This window comes from Aquamicrobium terrae (genome assembly GCF_040545735.1).
Classification (GTDB): Bacteria; Pseudomonadota; Alphaproteobacteria; order Rhizobiales; family Rhizobiaceae; genus Mesorhizobium; species Mesorhizobium terrae_A.
The window spans coordinates 337,036-349,775 of the sequence record NZ_JBEPML010000001.1 but is presented as its reverse complement, the minus strand read 5'-3'; the positions used below and the strand labels follow the sequence as shown (position 1 = coordinate 349,775).

Annotated in this window: 13 protein-coding genes and 1 riboswitch; of the genes, 7 read left to right on the top strand and 6 right to left on the bottom strand. The window is 64.2% G+C overall.

All coding sequences use genetic code 11. The annotated features are described in order from the left end of the window. Window positions 1-196 precede the first annotated feature (196 nt). The 5 genes from glyA to ABID37_RS01620 form a co-directional block, all read right to left on the bottom strand. A complete protein-coding gene (gene glyA / locus ABID37_RS01640; RefSeq protein ID WP_354192233.1) occupies window positions 197-1,510 on the bottom strand; it encodes a serine hydroxymethyltransferase in 1,314 nt (437 codons plus the stop codon). A gap of 195 nt (window positions 1,511-1,705) precedes the next feature. Next, the gene (locus ABID37_RS01635) at window positions 1,706-2,959 is read right to left on the bottom strand and encodes a L,D-transpeptidase family protein (protein WP_354192232.1); all 1,254 of its coding nucleotides are present in this window, start codon (window positions 2,957-2,959) and stop codon (window positions 1,706-1,708) included. A gap of 308 nt (window positions 2,960-3,267) precedes the next feature. Beyond that, the gene (ldtR, locus tag ABID37_RS01630; protein WP_354192231.1) at window positions 3,268-3,783 is read right to left on the bottom strand and encodes a transcriptional regulator LdtR; all 516 of its coding nucleotides are present in this window, start codon (window positions 3,781-3,783) and stop codon (window positions 3,268-3,270) included. Window positions 3,784-4,001: 218 nt separating this feature from the next. Beyond that, on the bottom strand, window positions 4,002-4,427 hold the full coding sequence (locus tag ABID37_RS01625) for a DUF6163 family protein (RefSeq protein WP_354192230.1): 426 nt from the start codon (window positions 4,425-4,427) through the stop codon (window positions 4,002-4,004). Next, complete coding sequence (locus ABID37_RS01620) at window positions 4,424-5,470, bottom strand: enoyl-CoA hydratase/isomerase family protein (RefSeq protein WP_354192229.1); 1,047 nt, start codon at window positions 5,468-5,470, stop codon at window positions 4,424-4,426. The genes ABID37_RS01625 and ABID37_RS01620 overlap by 4 nt, the downstream gene beginning before the upstream one ends. A 240-nt stretch (window positions 5,471-5,710) precedes the next feature. On the opposite strand from ABID37_RS01620, the gene hemB reads away from it, so the two are divergent. From hemB to ABID37_RS01585, 7 genes are all read left to right on the top strand, one after another. Beyond that, entirely contained in the window at window positions 5,711-6,742 is a 1,032-nt protein-coding gene (hemB, locus tag ABID37_RS01615) for a porphobilinogen synthase (protein ID WP_354192227.1), read from the top strand. Next, on the top strand, window positions 6,739-8,001 hold the full coding sequence (locus tag ABID37_RS01610; protein ID WP_354192226.1) for an MFS transporter: 1,263 nt from the start codon (window positions 6,739-6,741) through the stop codon (window positions 7,999-8,001). The genes hemB and ABID37_RS01610 overlap by 4 nt, the downstream gene beginning before the upstream one ends. Window positions 8,002-8,076: 75 nt before the next feature. Beyond that, window positions 8,077-8,430, top strand: coding sequence for a DUF423 domain-containing protein (locus ABID37_RS01605; RefSeq protein WP_354192225.1), 354 nt, complete (start codon window positions 8,077-8,079; stop codon window positions 8,428-8,430). A gap of 80 nt (window positions 8,431-8,510) precedes the next feature. Further along, complete coding sequence (locus ABID37_RS01600) at window positions 8,511-8,981, top strand: RDD family protein (protein ID WP_354192224.1); 471 nt, start codon at window positions 8,511-8,513, stop codon at window positions 8,979-8,981. Window positions 8,982-9,017: 36 nt separating this feature from the next. Beyond that, window positions 9,018-9,079: riboswitch (Fluoride riboswitch) on the top strand. An 87-nt stretch (window positions 9,080-9,166) separates the two neighbouring features. Then, window positions 9,167-9,613, top strand: a complete 447-nt coding sequence (gene crcB, locus ABID37_RS01595; protein ID WP_354192223.1) for a fluoride efflux transporter CrcB — start codon at window positions 9,167-9,169, stop codon at window positions 9,611-9,613. 50 nt (window positions 9,614-9,663) lie between these two features. After that, complete coding sequence (locus ABID37_RS01590) at window positions 9,664-10,416, top strand: arginyltransferase (RefSeq protein ID WP_354192221.1); 753 nt, start codon at window positions 9,664-9,666, stop codon at window positions 10,414-10,416. Window positions 10,417-10,585: 169 nt separating this feature from the next. Further along, window positions 10,586-11,485, top strand: a complete 900-nt coding sequence (locus ABID37_RS01585; RefSeq protein WP_354192220.1) for a DMT family transporter — start codon at window positions 10,586-10,588, stop codon at window positions 11,483-11,485. 21 nt (window positions 11,486-11,506) lie between these two features. Here the strand turns inward: ABID37_RS01585 and ABID37_RS01580 are convergent, their stop codons facing one another. Then, window positions 11,507-12,688 (bottom strand): AI-2E family transporter, encoded by a 1,182-nt coding sequence (locus tag ABID37_RS01580; RefSeq protein WP_435521523.1) that lies wholly within the window; start codon window positions 12,686-12,688, stop codon window positions 11,507-11,509. Window positions 12,689-12,740: the final 52 nt, after the last annotated feature.

Genomic DNA, 12,740 nt, shown 5'->3' with positions numbered 1-12,740 from the left:
TTCTGTCGGTGCCGGGAAAGCTAAAGCCTTTCCGCTCAGGTAGGAAGCGCGAAGGCAGAAATCCAACGTCGTCGCGTCCGCAATATGACTTCGCGCGGAAACCTGCCGTCAGGGTACATACACCGGCGAGATCGCCCAAATGAAACGGCTGCCACGCGTTCAGCGCAGCAGCCGCTCCAAAAGCGTGATTACAGGCTTATCCGAGATAGGAATAGAGCGGGAAGCGGTCGGTCAGGTCCACGACCTTCTGCTTCACGCCAGCTTCGACGGCGGCGTTGCCGTCATCGGAGTTGGCCGCCTTCAGCCCGTCGAGAACCTCGGCGATCAGCTTGCCGATCTCGCGGAACTCGGCCTGGCCGAAGCCGCGCGTGGTGCCGGCCGGCGTACCCAGACGCACGCCCGACGTGACGAACGGCTTTTCGGGGTCGAAGGGAATGCCGTTCTTGTTGCAGGTTATGTTGGCGCGGCCAAGCGCGGCCTCGGCCCGCTTGCCGGTGGCGTTCTTGGGGCGAAGGTCGACCAGCATCAGGTGGTTGTCGGTGCCGCCCGAGACGATGTCGAGGCCGGTTTCCTGCAGGCTGGAAGCCAGCGCCTTGGCGTTGGCCACCACATTCTGCGCATAGACCTTGAAGTCCGGCTTCAGCGCCTCTGCAAAGGCCACGGCCTTGGCGGCGATGACGTGCATCAGCGGGCCGCCCTGCAAGCCCGGGAAGACGGCCGAATTGATCTTCTTGGCGATGTCCTCCTCATTGGTGAGGATCATGCCGCCGCGCGGGCCGCGCAGCGACTTGTGCGTGGTGGTCGTCACCACATGCGCGTGCGGCAGCGGAGACGGGTGCATGCCGCCCGCGACGAGGCCGGCGATGTGGGCCATGTCGACCATCAGATAAGCGCCGACGGCATCGGCGATCTCGCGGAAGCGCTTCCAGTCCCAGATACGGGAATAGGCCGTGCCGCCGGCCAGGATCAGTTTCGGCTTCGTCTCGTGCGCCTTGCGCTCGACCTCGTCCATGTCGAGCAGGTGGTCGCCCTCACGCACGCCATAGGAGACGACGTTGAACCACTTGCCGCTCATGTTGACCGGCGAACCGTGGGTGAGATGGCCGCCCGAATTCAGGTCGAGCCCCATGAAGGTGTCGCCCGGCTGCAGCAGGGCGAGGAAGACCGCCTGGTTCATCTGGCTGCCCGAATTGGGCTGGACGTTGGCGAACTTGCAGTCGAACAGCTTCTTCGCCCGCTCGATGGCCAGTTCTTCCACCACGTCCACATACTGGCAGCCGCCATAGTAGCGCTTGCCCGGATAACCTTCGGCGTATTTGTTGGTCAGGACGGTGCCCTGCGCCTCCATCACGGCGCGCGAGACGATGTTCTCCGAGGCGATCAGCTCGATCTCGTGGCGTTGACGGCCAAGCTCGTTGCGAACAGCGTCAAAAATCTCGGGATCGGCATCCGCGAGGGTGGTCTCGAAGAAGGAATTGAACGAACTGGATGCAGCCGACTGTATCGCCATTACCGGAAGTTTCCCTAACTGGAGTAGACCCGGGGGCGCATTAGCACAGTTGCCCTGCCCTAGCCACTTTCACCGCGAAATTACCTGGCCCTATTGCGCCGGTTATCGATAGCCCAGGCGGTCAATTCCGGCCCGCCTGTAGAAAAGGGCCGCCACACGGACAGCCCTTTTACGATATGCTCTGGTATTTCCCGGCTACAGGGCCGAAGAAATCTTCAGTTCATCGACCCCGTCCCAACCATAGATGTCGTCACGGAATTGCGCGACGCCGTCGCCGGTCGACCAGGCCGAGACATAGAGGAAATGCACGGGGACCGGGTTGGTCACGGCCACCGGAACGGTCTCGCCACTCTTGATGGTCGCCTCGAACTGCTGCCGGCTCCAGCCGGGTGTATCGCGCAGCACCCAGGTCACCAGGTCGCGCACGTTCTGGACGCGCACGCAGCCCGAGGAGTCGAAACGCATCATCTGGCCGAACAGGCTCTGCTGCGGCGTGTCGTGCATGTAGACGCCGTCCGGGCTCGGGAAGTTGATCTTCACCGAGGCCATGGCGTTGTTGGTTCCCGGCTCCTGCCGGAAACGGTACTTCGCCGCCTCCTCGGTCGACCAGTCCACCATCATCGGATCGACCTCGCTCCCATCGGGGGCGAACAGGCGGATCTTGCTGTCCTTGAGATAGTTGGGGTTCTTGCGCATCAGAGGAATGATGTCCTTGCGCACGATGGAGGTGGGCGCCGTCCAGTAGGGATTGACGATGATCTCGTTGATCTTGGAGTTCACGATCGGCGTCTGGCGGTCGATCTTGCCGACGATTGCCGTATGACGCAGCACGACGCGATCGTTCTCCACCGCCTCGATCTGGGCTGCGGGAATGTTGACCAGCACATAGCGATTGCCGAGCGTGCCGACCTTCTCGCGTAGACGGACGAGATTGGTTTCGAGCTGGCCAAGCCGGGTCTGGGCGTTGATGTTCATGGCCAGATAGCTGTATTTGCCCAGCACGCCGTCAGCCGGCAGGCCGTGGCGCATCTGGAAGCGCTTCACCGCCGCGTCGACATAGGAATCGAAGGATTCCGACAGGCCGGCATTCTGCGGAAGATCGCCCGAAACCATCAGCCGCCGGCGCAGCGGCACCACGTCCGGATCGATCACGCCGATCTTGAGCTTCTTGGTGTCCGGCACCGGCTGCCAGCCGCCCTGGGCAACGAGGTTGCTGTATTGGGCGATGGCCTGTTCGGTATAGGCGATGGTCTGCTGGCTGAAGATGGGGCGCGTCGACAGAACCTTGGCGCTGCCGCTGGAACGCGCGTCGAACGTGTCGCGCCAGCCGCCCTGCCCCGCGGCCCTGAGAATATCGCCGACCGCATCCTGGGCGCGCGCGCCGCCCGCGATCATCGAGGCGGCAAGGGCCGAAGCCCCGGACAGAAACAAACGACGGTTCGTCTTCATGGGCGTTCCAGACATTCTTCCAGTCAGTGTTCAGGCAATGCCGCCGGGCACTCTAGGGTTGCGACCTTAACAATTCGCCAACCATGCCATCGCTTTGGCGCCGAGAAGGCGCCGCGCCTGAACGGGGTTCCTTATCGCCGGACATTCGCGCCCGATCTGCTGACATTCTCGCTTCCATCCGAATATGGCGGCAACGTGGCGCAGCCCTGCTTTCAGCCCCGCCGCAAATGACAAAGGCCGGGTCTTGTGCCTTTCCGGCACCGCCCGGCCAGTCAACGGATCACGCGATCCGTGTGCGCGACGAAATCCTACATGCGATAGGCGATGGTGTCGTTCCAGAAGCGGTCCAGGCGCTGCAAGGCCCGGTTCATCTGCTTGAACTCGTCGGTGTTGATGCCGCCGACCTGCTCGATGGAGCCGACGTGCCGCTCGTAGAGCCGCGCCACCACATCCGCCACGTCCATGCCCTTGTCGGTCAGGCTGATGCGCACCGAACGGCGGTCGAGCTTGGAGCGCTGGTGATTGATGAAGCCCAGATCGACCAGCTTCTTGACGTTGTAGGAAACGTTCGAGCCGAGATAGTAACCGCGGGAGCGAAGCTCGCCGGCAGTCAGTTCGGCATTGCCGATATTGAACAGAAGCAGCGCCTGGATGGCATTGATGTCGGAGCGGCCCGCCCGTTCGAACTCGTCCTTGATCACGTCAAGAAGACGGCGATGCAACCGTTCAACAAGCTGAAGCGATTCCATGTACAGCGAACGGATACCTTCCTGGCTTTCATTCGATACATTAGCGGGCTTCGCCGCCGAGCGCTGGTTGTTCATTGTCTTTGCCTCTCGTTTGTCGCCTGGTGATTTTTTGTTTTTCTCACCTTGATCGCGACACTATCGAATACTCATAAAATTCGACTTAAACACCAAGGCTAACAAGAGCTTACCAGCGACAGCCGTCGAAGACGCTTAATGAATAGTCACGCCTCACGGGACAATTAACCTAAAAAATGAGCTAACGGTTCGGCGGGCCCGGCAGGGCCGGCCCGCGCCTATTGCACGGCTTCGGCGCGCCGGCGCCTCTGCATCGCCGCGCGGAAGCCGCAATAGATCGCGGCGACCACCGCATGCGTGACGACGACCGAAGGCCGGTGGCCGAAATATTGCGGAAAGCCGGCATGCATGGCGATCTCGCCGGCCGCACACAGGAACCAGATGACCGGCCCCCAGGACGCAAGCATCCACAGGCCGGCGGCCGCGAAGGGAAACAGCACCGCCAGCACCGAGGCGGCGATCTGCCATTGCACCGGCATCAGGTCGAAGCGGTACAGATCGCCCGGATAATAGCCGATCAGCCGGATCCAGTAGAGAACGCCGGACACAAGGCACAGGCAGGCGATGAGGCGCAGGAACACGGCAAAGGCGATCTCGATCGTCCCTGGCTCCAAAGCGGCGCGGCCTGGAAGCTCCTCCCTCACAGGATCAGTTCCCGGTCTCCCAGCGGCGCGAAATAGGCTTCGGCCGCGGCATCGCTCACACCGTCCAGCGTCGGCGGGTTCCAGACAGGCGTCGAGCCCTTGTCGACGAGCACGGCCCGGATGCCCTCATAGAAGTCATGGCCGTCCAGCATGCGGTTGAGCACCCGGAACTCCATGCGCATGCAATCGTCCATGGAAAGGTCCGCCCCTCGCCTGATCTCGCGCCACGCCACTTTGAGGCTGGTCGGCGAGCGCGACAATATGGTCGCGAGCGTCTTCGACGCGAACGCGTCGCCCGCCCCCGCTTCCTCCTTCAGGCTGGCGAGGGCCGCTTCCAGCGTCTCCTGCGAGAAATGGCGCTCGATGGCGGCGAAGGTCGCGGCATCGGTCTCGGCCGGCACCGCGACATGAAACCGCCTCAACACCTCCTCCACCTCGCCGGAGGCCGTGAGTGCTTCGACAAACTCCTGCTGGCTCTCCGATCTGATGGTTTGCGTGGCAAGCCCGACGGCCAGCGCATCGCCCTGGCGCACGCGGTTTCCGGTCAGCGCCATATACATGCCGAAAGCGCCGGGAAGCCGCGACAGGACATGGCTGCCGCCGACATCGGGAAAGAAGCCGATGCCGACCTCGGGCATGGCGACGATGGCGTTCTCGGTCATCACCCGGTGCGAGCCGTGGGCGGAAATGCCGACGCCGCCGCCCATGACGATGCCGTCGATCAATGCGACATAGGGTTTGGGAAAGCGCGCCAGTTGGGCGTTCATCCGGTATTCGTCCGCGAAGAATTCGACATGGCGCTCACCCGCCCTGCCGGCGCGATAGACATCCATGATGTCGCCGCCGGCGCAGAAGGCCCGTCCTTCGCCCCGGACCAGCACGAGGCGGACGGAAGCGTCCTTTTCCCAGGCATTGAGGGCGGCCGCCAGCGCGTGGACCATCTGTCCGGTGAGGGCATTGAGGGCCTTGGGACGCGTGAGCGTCACCACGCCGGCCTGCCCCATGGTCTCGAAGCGGATTTCATCGCCGCCGCCAAAATCCATCGTCACAGATTCCCTCTCAAACGCTCTCAGGCGAAAGTGCTAAGGGCCACATGCAGGCGCGTCAATGCCGGCCGGCCATGAGGGGCGCGCACGATTGCGCCGTCGCACAATGATGTCGCATTGGTCAGCGACGGCAGCCATGTTAGAACGCTTCTGGAAAACGGCCTCGCTGGAGGCCCACCGGTTTGCGCAAGAGAAGGACCGGGACTGGCATGTGAAGCCGCTCCCGGGAGATTGGCCATGAACAGGTTCGCACCCACCAAAGCGGCAGGTACACGCACCGTCGACGACGTCACCGGCTCCAGAAGGCTCAGGCGCATGCGCAAGGCCGCGTGGTCGCGGCGGCTGGTGCAGGAGAACCATCTCACCGTGGACGACCTGATCTGGCCGATCTTCCTGGTCGAGGGCGAGAACGTGCAGGAGCCGATCGCCGCCATGCCGGGCGTCTTCCGCCTCTCCGTAGACGTGGCGGTGCGCGAGGCCGAGCGCGCGGCAAGGCTCGGTATCCCGGCGATCGCCACCTTTCCCAAGGTGGATGTCTCGCTTCGCGACACCACCGGCTCGCTGATCCTCGACCCCGACAACCTCACCAACCGCGCCACCCGCGCCATCAAGGAGGCGGTGCCGGAAATCGGCGTCATCACCGATGCCGCGCTCGACCCCTTCACCAGCCACGGCCATGACGGCGTGCTGCGCGACGGCATCATCGTCAATGACGAGACCGTCGAGCAGATCGCGGCCGGCGCGGTGCTTCAGGCCGCGGCCGGGGCCGACATCATCGCCCCTTCCGACATGATGGACGGCCGCATCGGCGTCATCCGCTCGGCGCTGGACGAGAACGGCTTCCAGGACGTGGCCATCATGTCCTATGCGACCAAGTTCGATTCCGCCTTCTATGGTCCCTATCGCGACGCCATCGGCACCGCCGGCCTGCTGCAGGGCGACAAGAAGACCTATTACATCAACGCCGCCAACTCCGCCGAGGCCCTGCGCGAAACCGAGCAGGACATCCTCGAGGGCACGGATATGGTGATGGTCAAGCCCGGCCTGCCCTATCTCGACATCATCCGCCAGATCAAGGACAGCTTCGCCCTGCCCACCTTCGCCTATCAGGTGTCGGGCGAATATTCGATGATCAAGGCGGCAGCCGCCAATGGCTGGATCGACGGCGACCGGGCAATGATGGAATCGCTCCTCGCCTTCAAGCGCGCCGGCGCCGACGGCATCCTCACCTATTTCGCGCCGACCGTGGCCGAGATGCTGAAAGGGTGAGCGGCCCGGGACCCGCCACAGCGACAGCCACAGAGCCATCCGACAACACCGCGGCGACGGCACATGACCGTCACTGGCGGCGCAATCTCGCCGTCTGCTTCGCCGGTTCCTTCTCCACCATCGTGGCGATGACCCTGCTGCTTCCCTTCCTGCCGCTCTATGTCGAGCAGCTCGGCGCGCATGGCCATGCCAGCATCGTGCAATGGTCCGGCATCGCCTATGGCGCCACTTTCCTGGCCGCGGCGCTGGTGGCGCCGCTCTGGGGCAGGCTCGGCGACCGCTACGGCCGCAAGCTGATGCTGGTGCGCGCCAGCTTCGGCATGGCGGTGTGCATGTCGCTGATGGGCATGGTGCAAAGCGTGGAACAGCTCGTGCTGCTGCGCCTGGCTGTCGGGCTGGCCGGCGGCTATGCATCGGGCTCCACCATCCTCGTCGCCATGCAGACACCGAAGGAGCGTTCCGGCTGGGCGCTCGGCGTCCTGTCGGCCGGCATCATGGCCGGCAATCTCGTCGGTCCGCTGATCGGAGGCTTGCTGCCGCCGCTGATCGGCATCCGCGCCACCTTCCTGCTTTCCGGCGGCGTCATCTTCCTCGCCTTCCTGGCCACGGCCCTGTTGGTGAAGGAAGAACACAGACCGCAGCAAGGCAGCGCGGAAAGGCCGGCCGGCGCATGGGCCGCCATTCCGGACAAGCGGCCGGTTGTCGCCATGCTGGTAACCGGCATGCTGCTGATGCTGGCCAACATGTCGATCGAACCGATCATCACCGTCTATGTCGCGCAACTCCTCGAGGATCAGGCCCATGTCACGCTGGTCGCCGGCGTCGTCATGTCGGCGGCGGCGCTCGGCAGCATCGTGTCGGCAACCTGGCTCGGCAAGCTCGCCGACCGCGTGGGGCACTGGAACGTGGTGGTGGGCGCGCTGGCCGTCGCCGCCCTGCTTCTGGTCCCGCAGGCTTTCGTCACTGCGGGCTGGCAACTCATCGTGCTGCGCTTCCTGATGGGGCTGGCGCTCGGCGGCCTGCTGCCGTCGATCACCAGCGTCATCCGCCATAACGTGCCCGACGGCGTCGGCGGCAACGTCCTCGGCTATTCGATCTCGGCCCAATATGCCGGACAGGTGGTCGGGCCTCTGCTCGGCGGCTTCGTCGGCGGCCATATCGGCATGCCGGCCGTTTTCCTCGGCACGGCGGCACTTCTGGCCGGCGGCGCGGCCTGGAACCGGCTGGCGCAAACCCGGCACGGCAATTTGCAGCATTGATTTGCCCGCCCCCAGGCACAAGGTGCCGGCGGATCGGAAATCCCGCCGACCTGATTCTTGCAGGAGCAAACGCCGATGAACAACCGTCTCCTCGTTTTTGCCGCCGGCACCAGCGGCGCGGCCGGCGTCGCCCTTTCGGCGGCCGCATCGCATGGCGGCGGCCCCTTCACCGGCACCGCCGCCTCCTTCCTCGTCATGCATGCGCCTGCCCTGCTGGCCATCGGCCTGCTCACCGCCAGCCGCACCCTGCACGCGGCCGGCCTGCTGCTTCTGCTCGGCCTTTCCATCTTCTGCGGCGATCTGCTGGCGCGCGACTTCCTAGGCACGCGGCTGTTCCCCTTCGCCGCGCCGACCGGCGGCACGCTGCTCATCGCCGGCTGGCTGGCTGTCGCCCTGGCAGCGCTTCGCGGCGTCAAACCCACTGATTGACGCGAAAATCTTGAAAACGCGCGCCCACCCACCATCTGAAGCCTGTAACGACGTGCAAACGGAAAGGCTCGGAAACGCCCATGAACGCTCGCGTGCTCGACGGCGAGATCATCACCACGAGGCAGGACGACGTGCGCGCCTATGACGGCGTGCGCACACGCCGCGTGCTGGCCTTCGTCATCGACTATATCATCGTCGGCCTGCTCACGATCCCCTTCGCCATTCTGGTTCTGCTGCTCGGCCTGCTCACCTTCGGGCTCGGCTGGGCGCTGTTCGGCATTCTCGTGCCGCTGGTGGCGCTCACCTATGTGTGGTTCACGCTGGGCAGCAAGGACCAGGCCACCACCGGCATGAAGCTGATGAGCCTTCGCCTTGAACGGCTGGATGGCCGCCCGGTCGACAGCATTTTCGCGGTGGTGCATTCCGTGCTGTTCTGGGCCGGCAACGTGATCCTGACCCCGCTGATCCTGCTGGTCACGCTGTTTGCCGACCGCAAGCGCACCCTGCACGACCTGCTGCTCGGCACCGTCGTCATCCGCACCGACCGGTGACAGGCTTGCGTGAGCCGTCCATACGGCTTACGCTAAAAGGGAAATGGGGATGGAGCTCCCCGAAACCGCCGGACCCGGCTGATGGCTCCTGTCGCAACGAAACCGCGGCAGGGGTACGTCTTGAAGAAGCCCCGCCGCATGGCGGGTTTTTTTTATGCCCGCCTGGTCAGAAGGAATTGACGCCGATGTCTTTCACATCCTGCCTCGCCGTGGCCTTCGGGGGCGCTGTCGGGAGCCTGGCTCGCTACATGCTGTCCGCCGCCGCCCAGCCGATCAGCGGCTCGCTGCCCTGGGGCACGATCCTCATCAATATCCTCGGCTCCTTCATCATCGGCCTGTTCGGAACGCTGACACTGGCCCATGGCCGCTATCCCGTTTCGGAGAACGTGCGCCTGCTGGTCATGGTCGGCGTATGCGGCGGCTTCACCACCTTCTCCTCCTTCAGCCTCCAGACGCTGGACCTGCTGCGGTCCGGCGCCATGGGCAGGGCGGCGATCAACATCATCGCCTCGGTCGTGCTGTGCGTCGGTGCGGTCGCGGTCGGCCATTTCGCCGCCACCTGGTTCAACCGCGATGTGCGCATCGTTCAACTGCCGATCGAGGAAGAAACAGGACCTGCGCAAACGTCTTGAATTTTTTGGAGAACGGGCCAAGCTATTCATATCTTGGAGTTCGCTTGCAGATGACGCAGCACCTGACCCAATCGCCGCAGTTCTTCCTGACTGCGCCTTCGCCCTGCCCCTATCTGGAGGGCCAGTTCGAACGCAAGGTCTTCACCCATCTCGTGGGCAACAAGGCGGCGGAAATGAACGACCTGCTGACGCAGGGCGGGTTCCGGCGCTCGCAGAACATCGCCTATCGCCCGGCCTGCGAAACCTGCCGGGCCTGCGTGTCGGTGCGCATCCTGGCACAGGAATTCACGCCCAGCCGCAACATGCGCCGGGTGCTGCAGCAGAATCAGGACCTCGTCGGCACCATGCACGACGCCCAGCCCTCGACCGAGCAATATTCCCTGTTCCGTTCCTATCTCGACGCCCGCCACCGTCTTGGCGGCATGTCCGACATGACCGTGCTCGACTATGCGATGATGGTCGAGGACACCCATGTCGAGACCAAGATCATCGAATACCGCCGGCGCGGGCCGGACAGTTTCATCACCGGCAAGGGCGAAGGCGAGCTGATCGCCGTCGCCCTCACCGATCGCATGGCCGACGGGCTGTCCATGGTCTATTCCTATTTCAACCCTGACATGGAGGAGCGCTCGCTCGGCACCTTCATGATCCTCGATCACATCGAGCGTACCCGCGCCATGGGCCTGCCCCATGTCTATCTCGGCTATTGGGTCAATGGCTCACGCAAAATGAGCTATAAGATGCGCTTCCAACCGCAGGAGCATCTCGGCCCCAAGGGCTGGGACCGCTACCAGGTGAAATAAGCGGGGCCCGTCCCTCCGGCCTGCCGGACACGCAAAACGCCCGAATGACGGGCCGCTCTGCCGTAATATTCCAGAAATTTTTAGAGCATGTCGCCCGAAGTGGGAACCGGTTTCGGGGTAACGACATGCGTAAAAATACAGACTTACAGCGCCCGCCGGAGTTTTTGCCTTGCCCACAAACAGCGATCATCACACCAGAGGCCTGCTTCTCACCGCTTTCGGCGGCCTGGCCCTGACAGTCGACATTCCCCTGATCCGGCTGGCCGACGGAGATACATGGTCGATCCTGTTTGTCCGCAGCGCCATGACCTTCGTCGCCGGCATCGTCATGTGGGCCGTGTGGCGCTTCTTCTCTGCCGACGCGCCGAAGCTCGTACCCGGCCGCGCCGGCCTGATCGTGGCCGGCCTCTACGGCATCGGCACAATTTTCTTCGTCACCGCCGTCTTCAACACTTCGACGGCCGATCTCGTCTTCATCCTTGCCTTCAACACCATGTTCGCGGCGCTGTTGTCATGGGTGTTCCTGAAGGAGCGGCCACGTCCGCAGACGCTGCTCGCCATGGCGCTGATGTTCGCCGGCATCGTCATCATCGTGGGGTCCTCGCTCGGCACCGGCAAGCTGCTCGGCAACCTGCTGGCCATGGGGTCGGCCTTCAGCGTTGCCAGCGCCATCACCATCTCCCGCTCCAGCGGGCAGGACATGGGCTTCACCGCGCTGGTGGGGGTGATCATGCCCTGCATCCTCGCCGGCTTCATGATCTGGAAAAACGGCTTCTACATCGCCGAGCCGGGCTGGATCCTCTTCAACGGCGCGGTGGTCATGCCCATCTCGTTCTTCTGCCTCGCCAACGGTCCGAAATATATCTCGGGCCCGGAAGTCGCGATGTTCTACCTGCTGGAAACGGTTCTGGCGCCGGTCTGGGTGTGGATGATCTTTTCCGAAACACCCACCCGCAGCAGCCTGATCGGCGGCGCGATCCTCGTCATCACGCTCATCGCCCATTCTCTGTGGCAATTGCACGAAGGCCGCAGGCGCCGCGCCACCCTGGCGCTCCGCCATCCGGCCTGAAGCGCGGCTTCACCGGGGAAATCAGCTCTCCACGGCCGCCGATCGACCCGTCCTGTAGCGCTGGGCGGCGGAAGACCCCTCTTCCTCCACGATGGCCTCCGCCGTCACCACCGGAACCACGGACGTCTCCGTCAGGTCGACCTCGTGCTGCCATTCGCGCCAGATGGCCACCAGAAGCGCCATCAGCACCGGACCGACGAACAGACCGACAAAGCCCATCGTCTTCACCCCGCCGACCAGGCCAAAGAAGGTCGGCAGGAAAGGCAGCTTGATCGGCCCGCCGACCAGCTTGGGCCGCAGCGTCTTGTCGACGATGAACAGTTCGACCGACCCCCACAAGAACAGAGCCACGCCGGCGAAGGGCGAACCGCTGGCGACCAGGTAAAGCGATACCAGCGTGAAGGAGAGCGGCGCACCGCCGGGGATGAGCGCCATCAGGCCGGTCAGCGCACCGAGCGTCACCGGAGACGGCACGCCGGCCAGCCAATAGGCCGTGCCCAGCACCACGCCTTCGCCGATGGCGATCAGCGTCATGCCGGTGACCGTCGAGCTGATGGTGGCCGGCACGACGCGCGATATGCGTTCCCACCGCGCCGGCAGGATGCGCTCGCCGATGCGGTCGATCTGCGCCGCGAAGGCCTCGCCGTCACGATAGGTGAAGAACAGGGCGATCAGCATGAACAGCAGGGCAAGCAACAGGCTGAAGGCGCTGCCGCCGGCCGCCACCACGCCCCGGTAGATGCTGCCGATATTGGCGCCGCTGACGAGCTGGATCAGTTCGCCGATGCCGCCCGGATGATCGATGGTGGTCGACCATTGCTGGGCGAGCCACTCGCCGATGACCGGCAGCGCAGCGATCCATTCGGGCGCCGGGGCGCCGTGCCGGTTGGCCTCGACGGCCCATGCCACCCATTCATGGATCTCGTTGAACGCATACATGCCGGCAAACACCACCGGCACGATCAGGAAGGTGAGGATGAGCAGCAGCGCGCAGGTCGCCGCCACGGTGCGGTTGCCGCCGACGGCCGCCAGCAGGCGCCGGTAGAGCGGCCAACTGGCGAAGGCGATGATGAGGGCGGCCAGAACCGGAACCAGGAAGCCGTGGAAGAAATAGACGCCAGCCGCGACAATAAGGATGAGCAGCCAGCGCGCCGCCGACAGCGGCTGGATGACCGCCGCCCTGACCGGTGCGGCGCGGCCCATGAGGCGCAACTCGCGACCGTTCTTCTGACTGTCCTGTTCTTTCAAACGTCGT

Excerpts from the sequence above, each read along its gene's own strand:
- ldtR (WP_354192231.1), bottom strand. The coding sequence starts at position 3,783 with ATGAACAACCAGCGCTCGGCGGCGAAGCCCGCTAATGTATCGAATGAA.
- glyA (WP_354192233.1), bottom strand. The coding sequence starts at position 1,510 with ATGGCGATACAGTCGGCTGCATCCAGTTCGTTCAATTCCTTCTTCGAG.
- ABID37_RS01605 (WP_354192225.1), top strand. The coding sequence starts at position 8,077 with ATGAACAACCGTCTCCTCGTTTTTGCCGCCGGCACCAGCGGCGCGGCC.
- ABID37_RS01600 (WP_354192224.1), top strand. The coding sequence starts at position 8,511 with ATGAACGCTCGCGTGCTCGACGGCGAGATCATCACCACGAGGCAGGAC.
- ABID37_RS01635 (WP_354192232.1), bottom strand. The coding sequence starts at position 2,959 with ATGAAGACGAACCGTCGTTTGTTTCTGTCCGGGGCTTCGGCCCTTGCC.
- ABID37_RS01620 (WP_354192229.1), bottom strand. The coding sequence starts at position 5,470 with ATGGATTTTGGCGGCGGCGATGAAATCCGCTTCGAGACCATGGGGCAG.
- ABID37_RS01590 (WP_354192221.1), top strand. The coding sequence starts at position 9,664 with ATGACGCAGCACCTGACCCAATCGCCGCAGTTCTTCCTGACTGCGCCT.
- hemB (WP_354192227.1), top strand. The coding sequence starts at position 5,711 with ATGAACAGGTTCGCACCCACCAAAGCGGCAGGTACACGCACCGTCGAC.
- crcB (WP_354192223.1), top strand. The coding sequence starts at position 9,167 with ATGTCTTTCACATCCTGCCTCGCCGTGGCCTTCGGGGGCGCTGTCGGG.
- ABID37_RS01580 (WP_435521523.1), bottom strand. The coding sequence starts at position 12,688 with ATGGGCCGCGCCGCACCGGTCAGGGCGGCGGTCATCCAGCCGCTGTCG.